The sequence below is a fragment of the Dyadobacter flavalbus genome, assembly GCF_006149045.1.
Taxonomy (GTDB): Bacteria; Bacteroidota; Bacteroidia; order Cytophagales; family Spirosomataceae; genus Dyadobacter; species Dyadobacter flavalbus.
Window position 1 is genome coordinate 719,529 of record NZ_VBSN01000038.1, and the last position, 22,590, is coordinate 742,118.

Annotated in this window: 13 protein-coding genes and 1 tRNA gene; 7 read left to right on the top strand and 7 right to left on the bottom strand. The window is 43.9% G+C overall.

Translation table 11 applies throughout. The features are described from left to right. Nucleotides 1-8 precede the first annotated feature (8 nt). Both FEM33_RS14665 and FEM33_RS14670 read right to left on the bottom strand, forming a co-directional pair. Nucleotides 9-1,253: an efflux RND transporter periplasmic adaptor subunit gene (locus FEM33_RS14665; RefSeq protein ID WP_139012741.1), complete on the bottom strand. Its 1,245-nt coding sequence runs from the start codon at nucleotides 1,251-1,253 to the stop codon at nucleotides 9-11. A 188-nt stretch (nucleotides 1,254-1,441) separates the two neighbouring features. Then, nucleotides 1,442-2,728: an asparagine synthetase B gene (locus FEM33_RS14670; RefSeq protein WP_229214246.1), complete on the bottom strand. Its 1,287-nt coding sequence runs from the start codon at nucleotides 2,726-2,728 to the stop codon at nucleotides 1,442-1,444. Nucleotides 2,729-2,880: 152 nt separating this feature from the next. Here FEM33_RS14670 and FEM33_RS14675 point away from each other — a divergent pair, with 152 nt between their 5' ends. Together FEM33_RS14675 and FEM33_RS14680 are read left to right on the top strand one after the other, a co-directional pair. After that, nucleotides 2,881-4,122 (top strand): ABC transporter permease, encoded by a 1,242-nt coding sequence (locus FEM33_RS14675; RefSeq protein ID WP_139012742.1) that lies wholly within the window; start codon nucleotides 2,881-2,883, stop codon nucleotides 4,120-4,122. Nucleotides 4,123-4,235: 113 nt separating this feature from the next. Next, nucleotides 4,236-4,319 (top strand) — tRNA-Leu (locus FEM33_RS14680). A gap of 631 nt (nucleotides 4,320-4,950) precedes the next feature. Here FEM33_RS14680 and FEM33_RS14685 read toward each other — a convergent pair. Next, entirely contained in the window at nucleotides 4,951-5,391 is a 441-nt protein-coding gene (locus FEM33_RS14685; RefSeq protein WP_139012743.1) for a DUF5990 family protein, read from the bottom strand. Nucleotides 5,392-6,441: 1,050 nt separating this feature from the next. On the opposite strand from FEM33_RS14685, the gene FEM33_RS14690 reads away from it, so the two are divergent. Next, nucleotides 6,442-9,804 carry an ExeM/NucH family extracellular endonuclease gene (locus FEM33_RS14690; RefSeq protein ID WP_139012744.1) on the top strand — a complete coding sequence of 1,121 codons (3,363 nt, stop codon included), beginning with the start codon at nucleotides 6,442-6,444 and terminating at the stop codon, nucleotides 9,802-9,804. A 282-nt stretch (nucleotides 9,805-10,086) separates the two neighbouring features. Beyond that, nucleotides 10,087-10,767, top strand: a complete 681-nt coding sequence (locus FEM33_RS14695) for a hypothetical protein (protein WP_139012745.1) — start codon at nucleotides 10,087-10,089, stop codon at nucleotides 10,765-10,767. Between the two features lie 24 nt (nucleotides 10,768-10,791). Here FEM33_RS14695 and FEM33_RS14700 read toward each other — a convergent pair whose 3' ends face one another. The 3 genes from FEM33_RS14700 to FEM33_RS14710 all read right to left on the bottom strand — a co-directional run bounded on the left by FEM33_RS14700 (nucleotide 10,792) and on the right by FEM33_RS14710 (nucleotide 16,897). After that, complete coding sequence (locus FEM33_RS14700; protein ID WP_139012746.1) at nucleotides 10,792-11,874, bottom strand: phosphatidylinositol-specific phospholipase C1-like protein; 1,083 nt, start codon at nucleotides 11,872-11,874, stop codon at nucleotides 10,792-10,794. 250 nt (nucleotides 11,875-12,124) lie between these two features. Continuing rightward, nucleotides 12,125-13,873, bottom strand: coding sequence for a RagB/SusD family nutrient uptake outer membrane protein (locus tag FEM33_RS14705; protein ID WP_139012747.1), 1,749 nt, complete (start codon nucleotides 13,871-13,873; stop codon nucleotides 12,125-12,127). A gap of 45 nt (nucleotides 13,874-13,918) precedes the next feature. Next, entirely contained in the window at nucleotides 13,919-16,897 is a 2,979-nt protein-coding gene (locus tag FEM33_RS14710; RefSeq protein ID WP_229214247.1) for a SusC/RagA family TonB-linked outer membrane protein, read from the bottom strand. 695 nt (nucleotides 16,898-17,592) lie between these two features. Between FEM33_RS14710 and FEM33_RS14715 the strand changes: the two genes are divergently transcribed. From FEM33_RS14715 to FEM33_RS14725, 3 genes are all read left to right on the top strand, one after another. Further along, nucleotides 17,593-18,783, top strand: a complete 1,191-nt coding sequence (locus FEM33_RS14715; RefSeq protein ID WP_139012748.1) for a CehA/McbA family metallohydrolase domain-containing protein — start codon at nucleotides 17,593-17,595, stop codon at nucleotides 18,781-18,783. A 28-nt stretch (nucleotides 18,784-18,811) separates the two neighbouring features. Next, nucleotides 18,812-20,371 carry an ArnT family glycosyltransferase gene (locus FEM33_RS14720; RefSeq protein ID WP_139012749.1) on the top strand — a complete coding sequence of 520 codons (1,560 nt, stop codon included), beginning with the start codon at nucleotides 18,812-18,814 and terminating at the stop codon, nucleotides 20,369-20,371. Between the two features lie 487 nt (nucleotides 20,372-20,858). After that, nucleotides 20,859-21,731, top strand: coding sequence for a hypothetical protein (locus tag FEM33_RS14725; protein ID WP_139012750.1), 873 nt, complete (start codon nucleotides 20,859-20,861; stop codon nucleotides 21,729-21,731). A gap of 170 nt (nucleotides 21,732-21,901) precedes the next feature. Here FEM33_RS14725 and FEM33_RS14730 read toward each other — a convergent pair. Further along, a partial coding sequence (locus tag FEM33_RS14730) for a cytochrome-c peroxidase (RefSeq protein WP_310588825.1) occupies nucleotides 21,902-22,590 on the bottom strand: 689 nt, incomplete at its 5' end.

Sequence of the window (22,590 nt, forward strand, 5' to 3'; positions counted from 1 at the left end):
CGTCATCATTATTGAATAGCAATTTCCTCAAGATGCTCGTAATCATTCATATCCGTCAAAATCACCTTTTCGCCGGACTGCAGTCCGCTTTTTATTTCAATGAAATCAAAGTTGGAAAGTCCGGTTTCTACTTCCCGGCGGTAAGCCGTATTGTCCCGGATCACGTAGATAAACTGCTTTTTCTTTCCGGTAAATGCCGGTCCGTTTGCCACACGAAGCGTACCGCTGCTCTGGCTTGTCACCACATAAACCTCCACTTTCATATTCGGACGGAGCGATTCACTTTTTGCATTGTCGAGCTGCACGGCAAACTGGACAATTCCGTTTTTAACAGCCGGTTTTACCTGCGTAATCATGCCGCGCAGCGCAACTTCATTCATTTTAACAATGACCGGCAAACCTGATTTTACCTGATCCGCATATACGTCGGAACAGCTGCCTTCAATCCTGAAACTGCCCAGATCGGCCACTTTGGCGAGCATTTCACCTTCATTGACAGAAGAACCGATGTTTTCATTTACCCAAGTAAGCACGCCTTTGCGGTCGGCAACGATGTCGGCCATGGTCAGTTTATGCCGCAGTTCTTTCAGGTTTTTGCTTTCGATCTGTGCGCCGAGTTCCGTTTCCCGCAAGCTCGCGCCCATGGATTCACGATTATAGGCAAGATCATTTTCAAGCTGCTTCTTTTCCAGTTCCGCGATTTTGAGCGCATTTTCAGCTCTTGTAATGTTTTCCAGCGTTCCCCCTCCTACTTTCTGCAGCCGTTTGGCATCTTCAAAATCCGCCTGTAATTTGCTGATGTTAAGCAACTTGATTTTGTCACTGATTTCGGCGTCATAAAGTTCCTTGTTCAGCCGCATTCTGAGCTGATCAATGCCGTTCTTTTTCAGTTCCAGCTGATCCTGATAACGTTCAAACTCGATTTGGGTCAGTGATTTGTCGAGCTCCACAATGGCCTGTCCGGGCAACACTTTCGTTCCGGGTGTCAGCAGAATCCGTTTGATGCTCGCCTTGATCGGACTTGTAAAAATCTGCTCATAGGCGGGAATTACTTCGCCCGAAGCTGTCAGCGTGTTTTCAACACTTCCCTTTTCTACAATTCCTGTTCTGATACGGCTGGATTCCAGCGTACTTCCGAGTGATTTACGAAAAAAGTATGTAACAATACTCAAAAAGATGACTGCCCCGATTATGACAAGCCATCGCCGGTTTCTTGTACTTGCAACATACTCCGGTGCTACTTCCCGATCCATTTTCAGATTTGTTTACGTATTGGATAATAAGTTTCATGGCTAATATGTATTCTATTATTACAATTCCATGCCATTACATAACAAACTGAAATACAATTGTTTAGCATAAAAATAAAAACAAAAAACCGTGCGTTAACGCACGGTTTGTGTGATTGGGAACATGTAAATTCCGGAGTTCTGTAAGATGATCAGGTTTTCAATTTTTTCTTTTTGGCGGCAGGAAAAAGCACATTGTTCAGAATCAGGCGATATCCGGCAGAGTTCGGATGAAGGTTCAGATCGGTCGGTTCCTCTCCTACGCGGTGCTGATAATCTTCCGGATCATGGCCGCCGTAAAATGTAAAGAAACCTTTTCCGTGCGGACTGTGAATGTAGCGCGCTTCCTTTGCCGATTTGTTTTCCGCCAGAATAATCACTTCCGGTTTGATCAGCCTGTTTTTGAACGCCGTAGTCTGTCCGAGAAAACCTTTGATCAGCGTCTGGTGATTTTGTGTCAGCATGCTTGGAACCGGGTCCCATTTGGCCGAAAACTGAAAAAGCGAAAAGAAGTCGTTGGCTTCCTGCAGGCCGCGCTCATCCGGCTGGTTATCTATGTCTGAAAACTCGATTTCGTACGGATATGGAATGGTTTTGAAGTCTTTAAATGCAAACGTATTGCCGTAATTAAGCTTTCCGTTTGCCGTCGGATCGGCGGGCGTGCCGTCGTACATGGACTCCACAATGTCGATTCCGTCTGCTGCAAGCGTAATGTCGAACGTATCGGTTGCGTTGCACATGGCAAACATGTAACCGCCGCCGGTAACAAACTCGGCAATCTTTTTGGCAACGGCCAGCTTCATCTGCGGCACATTGGCAAAGGAGAATTTGTTGGCAGTTTCTTCCGCTTCCCGCTTCTGCTCGCGGTACCACGGATAATCCTTGTACTGGAAAAATTTACCAAACTGGCCCGTAAAATCTTCATGATGCAAATGCAGCCAGTCGTATTCAGGAAGCTTGGTATTCAGCACTTCATCATCATAAATGACGTCGTAAGGAATTTCGGCATACGTAAGCACAAGCGTTACGGCGTCGTCCCAGGGAAGTTTGGATTTCGGCGAGTAAACAGCGATTTTGGGTGCTTTCTGCAACTTTACCGCATCCATATTCACATCCGGCGCACTGATCTGACTTAAAATCTGCCCCGCCTGGCCTTCGGAAATAACTTCAAAACTGATGCCTCTGACCGTCATTTCGGAAGCGAACTGCTGATTATAGGCAACCATAAAACTGCCGCCGCGGTAATTCAGCAGCCAGTCCATTTCCATTTCAAAATTTTTAAGAATCCAGTAAGAAATCCCGTACGCTTTCAGATGGTTTTTCTGGCTTTCATCCATGGGTATCAGCAGCCTGTTTGCGTTACCTTTCAGCGATAGGGTTAAAAAAATGATAAACGGGACAATCAGCCGTATCACTGGTTTGATTCTTTCACCTTTCATATGCAGCTTTACAAAATACATTTGCTATTTAATAAATATATAAAGAATTCCTGATCAATCGAGAAATTGTTCGGGCAGATTTCCATTTCCGAAATAAGCCGGCCTGAACTTAACGTATGAATGGCCATTTATAATGCACAATATTTTACCTTATGAATATCAGAGAAAATGTTGATGAAGGCCTGCGTTCGATCCGCTCGAACCTGCTGAGAACCGTGCTTACCGCCTTGATTATTGCCATCGGCATTACTTCGCTCGTCGGAATCCTGACGGCCATTGACGGTATACAAAGTTCGGTAAACAGCAGTTTTGCAGATCTTGGTGCCAACACCTTTACAGTCAGGAACAAAGATGACGATTTTCGCCGCGGCGGCAGGCGCAACAAGCAGTATCCGCCGGTCAGTTACCGGCAGGCGCTTCTTTTTGCGCAAAAGTTCAAAGATGCCTACAACGCAACCGCCTCGCTTTCGGCAGACATCGGCGGCGCCGTACAGGTTAATTACCGGTCAAAAAAAACCAACCCGAACAGCTCGGTTGTTGGCTCCGACGATCAATATCTGGCGATCAATGGCTATAAAATGGATCTGGGCCGTAACATTGACAGAAATGATATGGAAAATGCGCTTAACGTAGCTGTTCTCGGCCAGGAAATTGCGCGTAATCTTTTTCAGCAGATTGATCCTGTAAACAAGGAAATTACCTTTATGGGAAGCCGGTACAAAGTGATTGGTGTTCTGCAGAAAAAAGGTTCGCTCGGCGGGGATAACGACGCAGACCGGATCATTCTGGTGCCGCTTTCAAACGGCCGCGGACTGGCTGCAAACCGGGAACTTACTTACAATATCACAGCCTCCGCGCCCGACATTGCGGATGGAGACTTCATTGTAGAAGAAGCACGCGGCATTATGCGAAGGATCAGAAACGATGCGCTGGGCTCGGAAGATTCCTTTACAATCAACCGGGCAGACGAAATTGCAAAGGAGTTTGACGAAGTATCGGGATATCTGAGAATCGGCGGATTCGGGATCGGTATCATTACCCTGCTGGGTGCATCCATTGCGCTGATGAACATCATGCTGGTTTCCGTAACCGAGCGGACGCGGGAAATCGGAATCCGTAAATCACTCGGCGCGACGCCTAAAGTCATCCGTTTTCAGTTTCTGATTGAGGCCATTGTAGTCTGCATCATCGGCGGAATCGGCGGTCTTTTCATGGGAATTTTAATCGGTAATGTCATTTCCACGTCCATCAGTTCCGAAAGTTCATTTGTGATACCCTGGTTATGGATGGCCATGGGAATTATCGTCTGCGTAGTTGTCGGCGTACTTTCCGGCATTTATCCGGCCATCAAGGCATCCCGGCTTGATCCGATTGAAGCGCTGCGTTATGAATAACAAAGTTGGGCAAAACGAGATCGGCAGTTTAATTTTCTTCCAATTATTTTGAGCCATAGCTTGCTTAATTTATTTTTCTCCCTACTTTTGCACTCCCAACAAGAGAGATCAATGCCCGGATGGCGGAATTGGTAGACGCGTTGGTCTCAAACACCAATGAGGTTACACTCGTGCCGGTTCGACTCCGGCTCCGGGTACACAAACACCTGACAATCGCTTGATTGTCAGGTGTTTTGATTTATAAGGGTGGCTAAAAGGGTGGTCAAATCAATTTTTGATATTTACTGTCTCATATTTCCTTTGTTTGTGTGTCGTCTGCTTATATGCGACCTTCAAGTCCGATTCATTATATAATTCTGTGTCTGATCAATTCATGGCAACTTTATCTCTACCAATCTCAGCATTAGATCACAATTATCATAACAGCTGTGGCTGTTGCAAAACTCGGACGCTTATATTAGATGACGCTTTTGCCGATAAGAAAGCTCATGGCGTTTCTGTGAATGTTCGATGAAGATTCCGAATCTATTGTATGGATAATTCTTAGCGCGTTGGTTGATGATCAAACTTGGGTAGATTAGGAGAGCGGCAGTTTTGCAACAGCCACACCAATTATTCAACAAAATTTTATTTGGTTTGCATCTCAAAAAAAGCCCTAGTAAACATAAAAACATACATTTTGTTTTGATAAACTATGCTTATGTTAAGCAGAACGGGAGAAACCTTGCCTGCTACGCTTGTGAGGCAGATAATTATTGCGTATCAACATCCCAAAGACAAAAAACAGCTACCATTCTCGTTATCCCGAATAATCTGATTGGCGGATGTTTACGATTGTTTAAGATGCCATCCTACAAATGGTTTAACTATAGCACAATTTGGGCCCCCATCCCGACCCGTTCCAAGAACACTGGTTTGCAGAATTGATTTGCCTTCTAACAAACTAATTTCCATCCATGTAATTCCTGTTAAAGGAATTTTAAGCCGTCTCGACCACGCCGTTTCAGATTGGCCAGCAGATGTGCCGATGTTGATATAAACAAACTTATTATCTGCGGAACCTTGAACAAAGCTACCCGACAATCTGGGAAGTTTATCTTTTGACTCATCTCCTTTCAAATTAACTGGAAAAGTAAAGGTTAAATCGTTGGAAGTGGAAATTTGCTTTTGAACCGATTCGTAATTGTTGCCAGCTCCCTTTTGCAGGCCAAAAACTACGTTTGGCGTGGGTTTGATTAGGATGACTTGAAGTATAATCTCGGATTTCACTTTTTTCGTTGATGTAAGTAACTTAATTGGCGTACAACAAGCAGGGCTTTATGCAGATCTGTAATTTCTGTTGCTTCTGCTGGAATCACTGCTTGAGTATAATTCTATTTTTGAAGTTAAAAATAAAGTAGAGATTTATTGATTAGACCGGGTTGAAGCCCAAATTCGTACTAAGCAATAGTCCTCGCTCATGTAAAAAAAGAAACTTTTCGTACATACTAGTTTTAAGAAAAATGGCTGAAATAGCCTATACAACCATATTTCAGGACATTTCCATTTGTTGCATAACTGACATTATGTTAAATAAAGTTTTTTTGCAACAGGAAATATTCCTGGCATTACCTTTCTGATTATATAATTATCATACAATAATTGCATAAGACTTTTATCTTGAAGATTTCCTAATGCACTCATGACTGATAAATGCAAACATATAAATGATAAGTCTTCTTCCGGTAAGTAGGCAATTATGTATTCAGTCCAGCACATAATGAGGGAAAATCTAAAAAAAAATAAAAATGACCTTTCTAAATAGGTTGGAGAGATACATTTCTCTACAGCTTTAACTGCTCCTAATAAAATGATCAATTATATCTAACTCCAAAATTTGCAATTTTCTTAAGGAAGGCCACAGGCAATTTAAGAATTGTAAGTACTAGCAATCAGCAGGATTTTTTTAACCTACACCTGCACAAGTGAACAATTAACAATTTCGTAACAAAACTATTTGAACTATACACGGGATTTTTGTCTTGTTTAGCATAGTACAAACTATTTTTCTTTACTATACAAAGTAAAAGTAAGTTCTACTATCCATTTAGTTACTCCTACTTTCAGTTAGTAATATAGCTATTTTAGAAACTCTGAAAAATGGAACAGCTTAATCTCACTTTTTCCAAAGCAAAGTTAAGTATGTCTCCAGTTTACTGTAATCAGAGGGTTTTAAATCTTCTACATCTGATCATACCATTTATCACCTGACTTCATTTTTCAATTAATTTTAATCTGTAATACTTTACGTTGACCACTTTTACTTACAACCTGCTTTTTATGAAACGAAAACATTTACGATTTATCTCGTTCTGGATTACAACCATATTTCTCTCCGGCAGTGCTTTTGCACAATCCCCCGCTTTGGTTATTAGCCAGGTATATGGTGGCGGCGGCAATACCGGCGCCCCTTATACCCACGACTTTGTTGAACTCTTTAACCGTGGAACCGCTCCTGTTTCCTTGCAAGGGTTATCTCTTCAGTACTCCAGTGCCACTGGAACCGGTAACTTTGGAGCCAACAGCGGCCAGCTGACTGAACTGCCTAACATTACGTTGCAACCAGGACAGTATTTCCTGGTCCAGCAAGCTGGCGGTACCGCCGGAGTAGCCCTGCCTGCTGCTGATTATGTAGATCCTACTCCGATTGCCATGGCCGCCGGAGGTGGCAAAGTAGCATTAGCTACAGGAATCACCTCACTGGGCTGTAATGGATCCTCTACTGTTTGCAGCAGTGAATCCGTGGCCAGAATTATTGATTTGGTCGGATACGGCGGTGCCAATTATTTTGAAGGCAACGCTTCAACCCCGGCCCCAGGCAATACCACTGCTGTCATCAGAGCGTCTAATGGTTGCACCGATACAAACAATAACAGCGCTGATTTTACTACTAGCACGCCAACTCCCCGCAATACCCTCAGCCCTGTCAATCCTTGTGCAACGGGTACTACACTTTCCATTGCCTCAGTAAGCGTAGAGGAAGGTAATACCGGAACAACCAACGCTACTTTTATCGTGACGCTTTCCCAGGCCGTAGCTATACCGGTGTCTTTTAATATTGCCACTCAGAATGGTACAGCTACCTCCGGCAGTGATTATACTGCGCAGTTCTTAACTGGTCAGCGTATTCCGGCTGGCAGTACCACCTATACGTTTACGGTGCTGGTCAACGGCGACACGCAGTCTGAACCGGATGAGACCTTTGCTGTAAACTTGACCAATATAGAAGGAGCTTCTGCAGGAACAGTAACTGCCACCGGCAGCATTTTGAACGATGACGGAGCCTTACTCGTCCCGATCTATACCATACAGGGCAGCGGAACTGCCAGCCCTTTGGCAGGACAAATCCTGACTACCACCGGAGTAGTTGTAGGTGATTTTCAGGGCACCAATGGTCTGAAAGGATTTTATCTGCAGGATGCTGCCGGTGATAACCTTGCCGCTACATCGGACGGTATTTTTGTATTAAGTAATACGGAGGTATCTGCTGGCCAGTTTGTACAGGTAACCGGAACAGTAGCCGAAACCTTCGGGCTCACGCAGATCGATCAGGTGTCCAATGTCACTGTAAAAGGAACCGGCTCGGTAATGCCTACCTTAGTAACTTTGCCAGTCAGCAGCATAAGTATATTCGAGCAGTATGAAGGCATGCTTGTTAGCTTCGCCCAGCAGATGACTGTATCTCAAAACTTTACTCTGGCCCGCTATGGAGAAGTATGGCTTTCAGCCGAATTGCCCTACCCTTTTGCGAAAGCAGACGGCCGTTTATACAACCCGACAAACTTTATTGACCCAACCGACATCCAGGCTTCGGGCGTAGATAACCAGGAAAACAATAAAGCCGCAGTAGCAGCTCAGCAAGACTTGCATAACCGGGCCTCCATACTGCTGGATGATGCCAGTAGCAGACAAAATCCGGAAACACTGCCTTACATAGGTGGTGAAGATAATTCTTTGCGTGTAGGCAGCACACTGAATAACCTTACCGGTATTTTAAGTTACGATTTCAGTGTTTACAGGCTGCAACCAACCCAGGCACCGGCCTTTACCTATGCTTCCCGACCGCTAACTCCTCCCACGGTGGGAACAGCTAACGTTAAGATCGCCAGCTTTAACGTGCTAAACTACTTCAATGGTGATGGCTTCGGCGGAGGTTTTCCTACTTCTCGTGGGGCAGATACTCCGGCGGAGTTTACCCGTCAGCGGGCTAAAATAATTGCCGCTATCAAGGGCTTGAATGCGGATGTGGTTGGTTTGCTGGAAATAGAAAATGATGGAAATGAATCTACTTCCGCTATTGCTGATTTAGTAAATGGATTGAACCAGGCCACTAGTCCCGGTACTTACGATTATATCCGGGACCCGGCCAACGGCGGCACTGGTACGGATGCTATCAAAGTTGCTTTTATTTATCAACCGGGTAAAGTTACTCCTGTGGGCAATGCGATGGCGGATATGAATTCTGTCCATAACCGGCCTCCTTTGGCTCAGGTATTCCGGCTGAATGCTACTGGCGCCATTGTAACAGCTGTTATCAATCACTTCAAATCAAAAGGTGGAACGGGAACGGGAATGGATGCAGACCAGAACGATGGTCAGGGCGCTTTTAACAGCACCCGGGTAAGTCAGGCTACAGCCTTGGTTGAATTTATCAATACGACCGTTATACCAGCAGCCGGTGACAAGGACGTTATCTTACTAGGCGATTTTAATGCCTATAACGAAGAAGACCCGATTGATGTACTGCGGGCTGCTGGGTTTGTAAACTTATTTGGCCCGGAAAGTTACTCCTACGTTTTTGATGGCCAGTCCGGCTCGCTGGACCATGCTATGGTTTCCCCAAGCTTATTTCAGCAGTTTACAAGTGGTGGCAAATGGCACATCAATGCCGATGAACCAATTTTTCTGGATTATAATACCGAATTTAAAACAGCCGCGCAGATTGCCGGTTTGTACCAGGCAGATCCTTTTAAGTCTTCTGACCATGACCCCGTACTGACCGGATTCTATTTAGCTGCTCCAACCATCAGCTTCGCTTCGGCTACGGCTACGATCAAAGAAGGTACTGGTCCGTACACGGTCACTTTAACTTCTTCTTTTGCTCCGGTAGTTGACCAAACGCTAACGATTACCATCGACGATCATGATTTTCAATACGGGACAAATAAAGATTACATTACGAACCCGAGTGGCGCCACAGGTAGTTTCAACTTGATTTTACCAGCCGGACAAACAGTGGTGTCATTCGTTGTGACCCCCAAGAAGAATATGGTAAATAAGAAAAACAGTTTAGAAACCATTGATTTTACGCTTAGTTCGGTAAATGGCGGGGCAACAATCGGAACGCAGCCAAAGTTTAGCTTAGCCATAGCGGATAAGAAAGAGGAAGCTGCTATTCAGGTATCTACTTTTCCTAATCCGGTAATTACCCAGACTACTGTAAAAGTAGAGAATGCTGCAATCGGAGAAGCGACAATTACCTTATATGATATGGCCGGTATGCCTGTTTTATCCAAGACAGTGAGTAACACTACCAATACCCTGGAAACAGAACTACAGGTCGGTCAGCTGCAAAGGAAGCAATACATCCTGATCGTTTCCATGCCGAATGCCACCATCCGAACGCATCTGATTTTGAAATAACCTTTGTTTTATAAATCAGTAAAAAGGGTGCCTCAGAATTATTTGAGTCACCCTTTTGCTTTTTCTTGATGCTTGCACTTTTGCTTTTAAATTAAAACCAAAAGGACCGCAACCGCTTCACAGCACGCAGGTCGTCCCGTAAGCCTCCGCACGATTTACCGTGACATAAAAAATCCTTGAAAGCGCAGATATCCCGATTGTGACACGGGAAGAAACAGGCTGATCAGTGACTGGCTATTAACGGATATAAGTAGCAAACGCCTTGACATTTTATAAGTAATAATGAAGAAAGTACGATTTTTTGATTCAATAATTCTAGAAGCCCTGGACCGACGTACAACTTCCATACTGGCAAGCCACAGAACCATTATAAAACAAACAGGTTATGAATTACAAAGCCAAAAAGATAAAATAGAAAAGAAAATAAATGCAGAAATAGAATTACTTATTGGCACCAAAAACCCAGCACTTATTGAATATAAGTTAAAACAGCTGTATGTGGTGGAAAAGGAAATTGCGCAAAGAAATACCTTGATAGCCTGGAAAAACCTACTTACAATAGAAATCTCAATATTTGAGGAAATTCTGATTGAGTTACGCAATATCCTGGTAATTGAACTTAACTTACTCAACAAAGACGCATTGGAAATAGCAGAACCTTATCAATTGCATAACCTGATAATAAATGACCTTTCTATCTACTCAAAAACCTTAAATAATGCATGGATTCAGGTTAAACAAGCAATCAGAATAGAGTCCAATTTAAACCTGAATCCAGATCAGATAACAGAAGAATCAAGAAATGAATTAAAAAAAGTCAAGTCTGTACAAATTGTAATGCTAAGAAATAAAAAGGAAATTATGGCCATGGTAAACAGTAATTACTTGCAAGAAGTAACCAGTATACTAGAAACCTATTTCATGGAAATGAACGACAAAATAAACGAGGTTCTGAAAAAATAGCGCGATAAACATTTTGTCATTTTATTATTTGTGACTGCCTTTATTGGAAGCTGTAAACAACGGATTTACCCTAAAATATTGATGCCCGTCAAAACTTACTGAATAGTCGGATTTAAAGTGGGTGCTTTTAAGGTAATAGTCGGTGGTGATGATCTGCGCTCCGGAGTTGCAGGCTGCTTCAAAACTACTTTTATCGTTGATCCTGGCTTCTCGTGTGTCCGAGTCGGCGCGGGTCCTGATGATATACCCTTTTTTGACAAGTTCTTGGATCTGTGGATCTTTGGGATTATTCCGGATTGTCATGGCAGCCTCAGGCGTGCCAGTCTCAGCGCATGCAAACATGGCGCGGCCTTTCAGTGAAGCATGTCCGGCTATGTACAAATCTCTTTTTGCAGCCTTGTCGTCCAGTAAAAACAGAAATTTACCTTTAGCATTTTTCAGCAACGGCCAGTTGCCGGCCAGTACTGCACTTTCCAATGATTTGTATTTTCCCCTGACATCATCAGGCGTGATGATGTGGTTTTTGCCAAGCTTTTCAAAAAGCACCTTATCCAGTTCGTCAAAATGCTTCTCTGTAAAACCCTCGGTTGTAGCCGGTTGCTCTGCTTTTACAACACGGCCTTTGGCTTCCAGCGTAATGAAAACCGGCGTATGATCCGGATGCGCCTCTGACCATTTTTTCAGATCTTCCAGGCATTCGTTCAACGTCAGATAATGGCTGCGGAAATCCAAATCGGGCACGTGCAGGATTTTAAAACCCGGCTGTTTCATTTTGCCCTCAGGATCGTATGCTTTTTGGCCCGGCGCCAGATCAAGTCCTTTGGGATGCGCAAATCTGCCTCCTTTTTCATCGGGATAGGTATCGATTTCCAGGTTGCGCAGACCCATATTCAATTGATCCGTAATGGCAATATGTTCGTAGTCGATTTTACTGGAGGAAACTGAATCTTTTGCTTGAAAAACCTTAAACAATGCCGGCTCGATTGCCTCTTTGTAACTGTTGTGCGAACCTATTACCTGTATTTTATTAATCGGCAGGTTATCAGTGTCTTCAAATTTCAAAACAGGCAGTGCAAGGGCTAAAATGAAGCTTATAAATGTTTTCATAAGAAAAATAAAGTTGTTTGCCGCGGACCATCCGGCAGTTATGCTAAATACTATTTATTGAATTGTGAATTGCTGAACATCTGTTTTCCGGGTTTGAAAAAATTCCTGCTTCCAGCTAGTTGTCATAGAACTGGAAAGCAGGCCAGGACGATCCAAAGCCTGCTTTGCCAGATAATATTAATTATTTCCACTTTATGACCTGAGACTGAATTTAAGTTCAGGAATCCTTTGCTTCGGATGTCAAACCGGATTAATAACCTTGGTTCTGCACTAAAAATCCTTCTTCGCTAGAAGCTCCATCAACGGCCCGCTGCGGAATCGGGAACAACCTTTTGTTAACGTCGCCATCGGTTTTTCCTGTCCAATTTCCCTCGTACTTGCCAAACCGTATTTGATAATTTCTTCTAAACCCTTCCCAGTACAGCTCAAATCCTGATTCACGGAACAATATATCCAGATTAATACTTTTCAAGGCAGCTGGTCTCTGGGCAGGCCGGGCAGATCTGGACGTTCTTAACGTATTGACATCGGCCAAAGCACCTGCATTGTCCCCGTTTCTCAACTTGGCCTCGGCACGCATCAGGTAAATTTCTCCCAGGCGGATCAAAACCAGATCCACACTGCTGTAACTACAGCAATTGGGAGCGGTATGACTGAACTGGTACTTTGAAAAGCGGTAACCAGTATTATGCAAGCTTCCGGGAGCAGTAAAATCAACATTGCGTGTATGATTCACGTAAGTCAGGTTTGCACCACTGGTTCTTCTATTGATCACAGGATAGATTCTTACCTTGCCATCATCGCAAGTTAATATATTACCGCCTACATCTTTTCTGGGGCCCCAGATTACTCCGCGAAGTATTCCCCTGTCTATTTCAAACTTGGTGGCCTCCACACAATAATAATGCGCTGCGTCATTTGTTGGATTTACCCCGGTCAGGTCTTTAAGTTCGGCTGGTACCATGGTGTTTTCTTTGAAGAAACGGGCATCGGCGACGGCAGGGTCTACATTGCCGTAGGCATCTACCCAGGTCTGATAAAAATCAGGCGTAACGGCGACTGCATCCGTTCCACGTGTATTTGGAAATTCCGGCCTTGGAATCTGATCACCGGAAATCGACCAGTAAGCCCAGCGTTGATGGTCGGTTTCAAGTACCCCTCTTTGATCCAGTGCAAAGATCAGTTCAGGATTGGTATGGTTATCATCGCTGAACAAATCAAAATATTCAGGAGCTAAGGAATAAGGTCCGGAAATGATAGCATTTGTATATTGTATCACTTTGTCCATATCCTCTTTTCTGAAATCAGGCGTACCATAAGGATCCCGGTAAACGGCAGCATTCAAATACAGACGTGCCAGCAAAGCCCTGACGGCATTTTGGTTTAACCTGCCCGGATCATTCTCTTTCCTGATTACATCCACAACCGACACAAGTTCGCTTTCGATATAAGCAATTGCTTCCTGTCCCCTGAGAATCTGCGATCTTTCGCTGGAAAGCTCTTTTTTGAAAACAAGTCCCCAGTTATCCAGTGCCAGCATGTTAAGGTATGCTTTCATGGCAATCATTTCGTAATATCCCTGCTGGGCGCTTGTATTTCCCTTATCGGCTTCCTGCTTTAATCTTTCCGCAGCAATGACTGCCCTGGATAACGTTAGCGTGATTTGCGTCCAGGTATCAGTAACCAGGCCATTGCTTGGCGTCATCAAATGCTGGTGAACCGCGATGAACTTGCCGCCATCGTACCAGTCGGTTCCGCCGCGGTAAGGAAGGATGCCTTCATCAGAAGCAACCTCCTGCAGTCCAAAATTGACCGTATGCAGCCATACGCCATTCCGCAAAAGACCATATACCGGAGCGATGGAACCACTTACAATTTCTGCTTGGCCGGTTCCGGTCAGAGACTCGTCCAGAATCTCTTCTTCCAAGGTGGTACAACCGAAAAACGCCAGTAAAAGAACCACAACCGGTAGGGTTTTTTGAAATCTTATATTTTTCATTTTAATATATTATCAACTTACAATGATTGAATTGTTTGAATCTTTTTAGAATGTCACATTAAGGCCAAGCAGGAATGTTCTTGCCCTTGGATAAGTAAACCGGTCAATACCAAAAGTCTGGATGCCGCCGGAAGCCGATCCCGTATTAACCTCCGGATCAAATCCGGAATAATTGCTGATGACAAACAGGTTTTGGCCTGTTAATGTAAGACTGACGCGCTGAAAGGCATTCTGCAATTTCTTACCAGTCAAATTAAGGTTATAGGCCAGCGTAGCATTATTCAATCTTAAAAAAGAGCCATTTTCGAGATACCGGGTTGACACAACATTGGCATTGCTCAACTCTTCATCCGGATACTGAATGGCGAAGTCTGTTGTATTATTGGATTTGGCCAATTGTGCCCTGTTGAACAAGGTCATCGTCGTGTGATTGTAAACCTTGTTTCCTGCAACGCCGTTGAAATTCAGACCCAGGTCAAAAGCCTTGTATTTGAAATTGAGGTTATAGCCGTAGATCAATTTCGGAATTGCGCTGCCGACTACAAGACGGTCATTGTCTAGTATCACGCCATCTCCGTTTGTGTCCCTGAATGCATTCTGACCGTTGTCTGGATTAATGCCATCAAACTGATACATATAGAATGCACCCAAGGGTTGATTGTTGATATAACCGTTAATTGTCGCCCCCGACTGACCTGAACCCTGCGCTGCACCCGTTGCCAGAACTGCGTAAGGTGAGTTCTGAACTTTGTTTCGAATGTAGGTAAGGTTACCCCCGATACGATAGGAAAAGTCACGTTTTGGATCGCTGTTATAATTCAAAGTCAGTTCGAGACCGTCGTTGTGAATTTCCATATCCGGAATATTGGTCCAGTAAGTAGAAGTAGGCTCAACAGGGTCAATTGGAACAACTTCCAAAAGGATGTTGGATGATTTCTTGTTGAAATAATCCAGCGTACCGCTTAATCTGGAATTAAAGACCGTAAAATCAATACCCAGATCAACTTGTGTGGATACTTCCCATTTCAAATCAGGGTTTGCCAATCGTGTAAATATGATTCCATACGGATAACCTTCCAGTGCAGTTGCATCGGTATCAACGGGATAAGTACTTACACTTCCGGCACCGGTTTGTAAGCGCTGCTCTAAATAGCTTGCCTTTGTGATTTTAGAAGGAATTTCCTGGTTACCGGTCTGCCCCCAGCTTGCACGTAACTTCAGGTTGTTGAAAAACGAATTCTTCAGGAAATCTTCGTTACTAATGTTCCAGCCCAGTGCAAAGGAAGGAAAATAGCCATACCGGTTATTTTGTCCGAACTTCGAGGATCCATCCGCACGGAACGTACCCGTAAACATGTACTTATCTGCATATACGTAATTTACCCTGCCGAAGAAAGACTGCAGCTCGTTTTGAATCGCTTCCGAATTTACTGCGGTAGGAAATACTGTCGTACTGGTATGGTCCTGATAAATGGGTTCAATATTGTTATTTGCAAAACCCCTGTAAGTAGTGATTCTGGTTTCATCCAGAAACTTTTGAAAAGAATGTCCTGCCAGGAGCGTAACGCTGTGAACATCCCGGTTCCAATTATAGGTCAGCGTATTCTCCACAAGTTGATTGGTGTTCGCACTTACGGCAGCATCCAGTACGCCATTGGAAATATCGGACTCATTGATCACTGCAGGAAATGGTTTGTACTGTTGATTTCTGTTGGTAGCGGAATAATCAACACCGAAATTCAATTTGTAGGTAAGGCCGTCCAGTATTTCTATCGATGGCGAAATGTTAGCCAGAATACGGTTACTGATGGCCTTGTCGCTGAATAAATCATACCGGGCAAGCGGGTTTAATGCATTGGTATTCAATAAGGTCGGCTGACCGTTGGTATAAGGAGGAATGGTCGGATTAAGATTAAGCATATCACTCATGGTCGATATGATATCCGGGCGTAAATTCTCTGTGCGGGAAGCCGTAAGGTTATAATCAATATTAAACCTGCCGTTAAATGCTTTCTGATTCAGGTTCAATTTTCCGGAGTAACGTTTTAGCCTGCTGTTCTTTAAGATCCCTTCCTGATCCTGATAACCCACTGAAGTGAAATAGGAAAAATTTTCACTGCTGGCCCCGCTCATAGATAAATTGATTGTGTTAGATACACCTCGTTGCGTCAATTCATCCTGCCAATCCGTATTTGCCCCAAAGTCCTGCAAAGTTCCACCTGTAGCCACCACTTCTCTACGAAAAGCATCGGCATCGAAAACCTTTATTTTATTGGCAATGGACGATATGGCCGTAGAAGCTGATAAAGTCATCTGCGGTTTTCCCTTACCCTTTTTTGTAGTAATTACGACAACTCCGTTCGATGCCCTGGAACCATATACGGCTGTTGCGCTGGCATCTTTCAGTACATCAATACTTTCAATGTCATTAGGATTGATAAAATTCAGGGGATTGGTGGGAACACCGGTGGCTGAATTGTCCAACAAAAATCCATCGACTACATAAAGCGGCTGTGTTCCGGAACGCAAACTGCCGATTCCCCGGATGATGATATCTTGTGCGGCGCCCGGTTCACCGCTGTTGGCGGCAATGGAAACACCGGCCAATTTGCCCTGCAACAGTTCACCCGGGTTTGTTACCACACCCCTGTTAAAACTTTCACTGTTAATAGAAGAAATAGCACCTGTAATGTCCGACCTTTTTTGGGTACCGTAACCAACCACAACAACTTCATTCAATTGCGAAAGGTCTGGGATCAGCTTAACCACAATCGAAGATTGCGCGTTTACCGGAACTTCCTTTGCAGCATATCCAACAAAAGAAATTTCAAGCATGGCACCGGCATCGGCATCAATGACAAATTTTCCATCCGCATCGGTCGTAGTACCTTTTGTTGTTCCTTTAACGATGACCGTTGCACCGGGTAACGGAGCGCCAGCCTCATCTGTAACGGTACCTGAAATGGGCTGTGCAACGGATTCAACATGTAGCAAAGGGGCTTTCATCTTCAGTTGCACCTTCATGTTAATACCACTGGAAAACGCATGAGACGGGACAACACAACATCCAGCCCAGGATATCACATATGCTAAGGCACACAAAAGTTTTGGTAATCGTAGTTTTGAATCCATAGAATTTAAGTATTGCATGTCTGAAATATTTCAGTAACTTTTTAATTTATCAGGCGCTAAAAGTAGCCTTTTGGCAACAAACTAAATTTGAACATGCGTTAAGATTATATTAACAATAACAGGGGTACAAGACCTTACTTTTAAGTAGGTAATGCGGCTATATAGTTAACAGAGCGTACTGGCTTGAACCACATGGTGAAATAGAAGATCCTTTAATACCCTGCCCTTGCTGCGTAGCTTCCATGCGGCTTTCAGGTCAGGCAGTGATTCAATTAGTTTGCCCTGCCCAAGCACGAAAGCGGAAGCGCCTGGTTCTGCTGATTTTCTGGCAAAAACGACCGTTTTCCAAATGCAAACGAACCCTTTTATACAAGAAATCTTCACTGTTCAGGCCAGGTCCAGTAAAAACCGTAAGTTATTTATTGTTCCAGTCAGCAAAATCGAAAGTGAAATTTTCCAGTCCGGCAAGGTTTCTTCCTGTTCAGTGTTCCTTTGTTGATCAATGCTGTAATTTAAAATTGTGTGATCCATTTCTAATTTATCATTAAGCTAATATTGGGATAACAGCAGAAAGCCATCTTTACGGCATGATGAAAGCACTGCGTTATATTCTAGTAGGTTTTTTTACCTGGTTAATCTGGCTTCTGGTTTCTCAATACCTGCTTTGCGCCCGTTATCAATTCGATGACCCTGTCCCTTTTGAAGGAACTGGAATTTACAATCCTTATGATTCTTTAAGTCCGGACCGGTGGATGAAGTGCAACTTTCATGCACATTCCCGCGCCTGGGAAGGGATTACCAATGGGCACGGAACCGCTGAGCAGGTCCATAAAGCCTACAAAAAACTCCGGTACGACTTTCATTGTGTGTCCAATTATCATTATATTGATACTACCTATTCCTTTGAGCCAGGCTATATACCGGCTTACGAGCATGGCTACAACATCAGCAAGACACATCAGCTGATTCTGGGCGCAACCGATGTAAAGTGGCTGGATTACCTTTTTCCACAATCAATTCATAACAAGCAGCATGTGCTCGACGATCTTAAAGGGCCTTCACAGATTGTAATCCTGAACCATCCAGCCCTAAGAAACGGCTATACGCCGCAGGACCTTGCCCAGCTAAGCGGATACGATTGCATGGAAGTACTTAGTCCTTCGGTAATATCCACAAATCAATGGGACGCAGCACTTTCGTCGGGCAAAAAGGCATTTCTTGTAGGCGACGATGACATCCATGATGTTTTGAAAAAAGAAAGGCTGGGACAAATGTGCACTTTCGTAAATGTCCCGGGCAATGCCTCTTCTCATGTCCTGAGTGCTCTTAAAACCGGCAGAAGTTACGGAGTAGTCATTGGCAACGGACAGGTCCTGAATTCTTTGCCCGGGCTTGATTTTGTTAGAGTAAAAGGTGATTCTGTGATTATAAAAATGAGCCGGCCGGCCTGCGAAGCGAAGTTGTACGGACAACATGGAAGGGTTCTCACCAGCAGGAGTAATTCAGATCTTCTAACCTACAAACTTTCCCCCAAAGACCATTATGCCCGGGCAACTTTCGAGTATTCCAATGGCACATCGATCTATTTGAACCCGGTATTTTACACGAGCCCGTCCGCATGGCGGAACACACCTGGCAGCTATGTAAATACCCGGGAAACTGCCTTTTTCAGAACATTGGGCATCATTGTCCTGTTTTCATGGCTGCTAATGGTCTGGACTTTTTTGACCGGAAGGAACATACAAAGGCATCAAAAGAAAACATTATCATTTAAATAATACTTGTTAAACCAAAAAAAACGGCTTCATGCATTGGTCCGGCTCTGATAAGAATATTATTCTCAGGATTACAGTTGCTGCCACTGTAATCCGCTGTGTGATAGCCAGCTGCACGGACCTTGGCAATGATGAAGTTTATTACTTTACTTACGCTGTACAGCCGGATCTCAACCACTTCGACCACCCTCCGCTGATTGGCTTCTTTATCCGGCTATTTACTTTTGACCTGCACTTTATAAGTGAAATATTCATGCGCATGCCCGCTATTGCAGGATCGGCACTAAATACCTGGCTGATTGCAAGGTGCGCACAGATCATCGGCAACAGGAAAGCCGGTTTCCTGGCTGCAATACTTTACAATACCTCCATTTACAGCAGCATTATTTCTGGCGTATTCATTATTCCCGACTCTGTTCAGCTTGTATTCTGGCTGGCTGCCCTTTACTGCATGCTCGGAAGCATTCGAACGGATCTGACTCCAGTCAGAAACAGGTACATTCTCCTGGTAGGGCTCTGGACAGGGCTTGCCATCATGAGTAAAGTACACGGTGTTTTCCTTTGGGCCGGATTTCTGGGTTATATTATTTTTTATCAAACAAGCTGGTTGAAAAACCCTTACCTGTATCTGGCTGCTTTCATCACTATTCTGATTATTTCGCCTATTATGATCTGGAACATCCGTAACGAATTTATCACTTGGCGTTTTCACAGTGAAAGGGTAACCATTGACAATCAGATAGTAAATTTCAAATCCTTCCTGACCACTACAATCGGACAAATTTTATACTGTAATCCATTTCAGTTCATCGTCTATGTGCTTACAGTTATAAACATCATCAGCCGTAAGCATACAGTAAAGAAACCTTACCTTCAGCTGCTGTTATGGTGCAGCCTGCCTATCATTTGCTGCACTACAGGAATCTCTTTATTCCGTCAAACGCTTCCGCACTGGAGTGGTCCGGGCTTTATCGGGATCATGCTTTTGTCTTCTGCCTATCTGGAAAAGCAGATGTCGGAACATTCAACGAAGCACTACCGCTATTTACTGAATGCTTGTGTTGCTTTAATGTTGTTTGTCTTTGTTGCCGGGCTTTTGCTTGTCAACTTTTATCCCGGTACAATGGGAAAGATGCAACAACCTGATACCGGTGCCGGCGATGCCACACTGGATATTTATGGCTGGGATCAATTAAAGCTGGCATTTGAAAAAATAAGAAAAGAGGATCTAAGAACGGGCAGGATGAAAGCAGATGCACCCATGCTAGTTCATCAGTGGTTTCCAGGTGCACATCTGTATTATTACGTTGCTTACCCGCTTGGCATGCGGCTGATCGGAGCAGGTGATTTAAACAACATTCATAAGTTCTGGTGGCTCAATGCACGATATGGAGCCATCGCGCCTGGAGAAGATGCTTATTATATTGCTCCTTCCACCAATTTTTCGGACCCGGCTCTGCTTTATACAGGCTCATTCCGGCAATATGAAAAAGCAGGTGTTATAACCCAGTACAGAAACTCAGCAATAGCCCGATACTGGTATATATACCGGCTCAAACATGCCACCTGTAAAATGGGAACTCACCCTTGATATTACACCGGCAAACTCAAAAACCTGCAATTGCTGTTGGCTGGCCTGCTGAATTATATTTTTGTTATCATTTATGAAGCATTCCTAAGCCATAAAGACTATATGTACATTTAGAACTTAAAAATCTCCTTACCACCAAAACCAAGTCCCTGTTTTAATTTTTTAAGGAATGGATTCATAAACGGCTGTATACAGATCATGCACCTGAAAACCCGGGTTAAAAAATCCTTTACCATGCACAGAAGCAGGTTTAATTACATTCAAAGGTATTGCAGCTTTTGAGATTTCAGCATATGAACCGATTTTAAGACAGCTTTTTACGATGGTGAATGGAATTAACCGTAAAGTTTTGAATCCGGAAATAATCTGCGGCAGGAAGCTATGATGAAGCCGATATGTGTTGAGTAAAAGCTCGGCTTTAGATAAAAACCCGACTTTTTTCGGCAGGACAATTTTAAATACCAGACAAAAAAATTTATTGATCTAAATGGCAGTTAAATACTTGTTTACTAGCATTGCTCTGTTTCTGGCCGGATTGTTTGCCGTTGTTACACCTGAAATGAGGCTTCAGTCAACGCATACCATAGATTCCCTGGGAGCCTGTCAGGGTGCTTCATTTATTGAAGGCAAGTTGTATCTGTATGGCGACAGAGAAGTGGGTATGATCCGTGAATACCAGCTAAAAGATGGTTCCTTGGTATACCAGAACAAGGAAATTCAGTTGACCCAAAATGGAAATGATCTTATAAATCACCCCACCGGAATTGCATGGCGCAAAGGAATGCCCGTCTTCATTGGCAACAGCATCCGTTTGAACCAGGAAGGCACATTATGGAAAGCAGTGATCCATCAGGTGGATTGGCACGGTTTGAAAAAGACCGGAACGCTGGACGGCAACATTTTAAGCAATATTGATGATGACGCATGCATTCAGGGAACCCGCCCAGAATATGTCAGCCATAAAGGCAAATGGTATGTGGCTACGGCAGATTACGGCGACAAGAAAAATGAAGTGCGCCTGTACGATCCGTATGCTTTGGCAAAAGCCGGCAAAACCAGCGAGAAAGGGGTTCTTGTTACAAAATTCAGCTGCGGACCCTGGGTTCAGAACCTGCACTGGATGGAAGAAAAAGGTATCCTGATTCTGGTTCAAAATCAAGTTCAGGGACGTAAATGGCGCTTTACTTTTCTGGATCTGGAAAAATCAATTGCACAAGGCAGTCAGCATGTTATACGTTCCATTGACATCGACAAAGCAGATGAACTGGAAGGTTTTACTTTCTTCAACAAGTCCAGGACCGGCGTTGCCGTTACTTCTTCACAAAAAGAGAATGTTCATTTTTTTGATTTCAGCTGGTAACTGAATCTGCTTGCCTCTCTGTTGAATTTACACAATCCGTTAACATAGCCTTTCTATTTTTTTAAGCAGAAAGGCTATGTTTTGTACCCGGACCTGGCTCTTTTTTGTCACGCAACATCAGTTTGCAGTGCAAGCGGGCAGTCTTTTATGTATCAGGTTCTTTAATGTTACTAATGATCTGTCAGGCATTTCATGAACTTGATAACCAGATTGATTTCGGCCTTTGTTAACCGGAGTTTATCGCTTGCAAGCGTCTGGTTAGGAATGGGAAGGCCAAGCCCTGCCCCGCCGCCCTGATTATAGAATTCCATCACCTGCTGCAAACTGGCATAAGCTCCGTTGTGCATGTATGGCGCGGTTTTGGAAACATTTCGGAGCGTACTCGTTTTGAAGGCATGCTGCCACTGCGGAAAATGGTTGTGCGCACCTCGGCCGGCGTCCTTGTCAAGCCGGGGATTTTTCCAGTCGGTATTCATTGTCACACCCAATACCTCCGATTCCGTCCGCTGATAGTCTGGTGGAACAGTGCCGTTGAAGAGCGGCACAAAATGACAGGTTCCACAACGTGCTTTTCCCATAAAGAGGTTAAATCCTTTTCTTTCATCCAGTGTGAGTGCCTGCTTGTCGCCACGCATGTACCGGTCAAAAGAAGAATTAAAAGGATTGATAGACCGGACAAACACAGCCAGTGAATTTTGAATATAGGCCGGCGGAACAGCATTTATTCCCGGGTATGCTTTTCTGAAAAGTTTGATATATTCAGCATCTGAACCGATCAGGCGCGCTATATCCTGCATGGAACCATGCATTTCCTTTTTATTGTGAATGACATCCGCTGCCTGATCTTCGAGCGAAGGGG

What these genes read in the sequence shown, in the direction of transcription:
- FEM33_RS14725 (WP_139012750.1), top strand. Translation starts at nt 20,859, where the DNA reads ATGGCAGTTAAATACTTGTTTACTAGCATTGCTCTGTTTCTGGCCGGA.
- FEM33_RS14700 (WP_139012746.1), bottom strand. Translation starts at nt 11,874, where the DNA reads ATGAAAACATTTATAAGCTTCATTTTAGCCCTTGCACTGCCTGTTTTG.
- FEM33_RS14695 (WP_139012745.1), top strand. Translation starts at nt 10,087, where the DNA reads ATGAAGAAAGTACGATTTTTTGATTCAATAATTCTAGAAGCCCTGGAC.
- FEM33_RS14710 (WP_229214247.1), bottom strand. Translation starts at nt 16,897, where the DNA reads ATGAAGGTGCAACTGAAGATGAAAGCCCCTTTGCTACATGTTGAATCC.
- FEM33_RS14715 (WP_139012748.1), top strand. Translation starts at nt 17,593, where the DNA reads ATGATGAAAGCACTGCGTTATATTCTAGTAGGTTTTTTTACCTGGTTA.
- FEM33_RS14675 (WP_139012742.1), top strand. Translation starts at nt 2,881, where the DNA reads ATGAATATCAGAGAAAATGTTGATGAAGGCCTGCGTTCGATCCGCTCG.
- FEM33_RS14690 (WP_139012744.1), top strand. Translation starts at nt 6,442, where the DNA reads ATGAAACGAAAACATTTACGATTTATCTCGTTCTGGATTACAACCATA.
- FEM33_RS14720 (WP_139012749.1), top strand. Translation starts at nt 18,812, where the DNA reads ATGCATTGGTCCGGCTCTGATAAGAATATTATTCTCAGGATTACAGTT.
- FEM33_RS14670 (WP_229214246.1), bottom strand. Translation starts at nt 2,728, where the DNA reads ATGAAAGGTGAAAGAATCAAACCAGTGATACGGCTGATTGTCCCGTTT.
- FEM33_RS14705 (WP_139012747.1), bottom strand. Translation starts at nt 13,873, where the DNA reads ATGAAAAATATAAGATTTCAAAAAACCCTACCGGTTGTGGTTCTTTTA.
- FEM33_RS14665 (WP_139012741.1), bottom strand. Translation starts at nt 1,253, where the DNA reads ATGGATCGGGAAGTAGCACCGGAGTATGTTGCAAGTACAAGAAACCGG.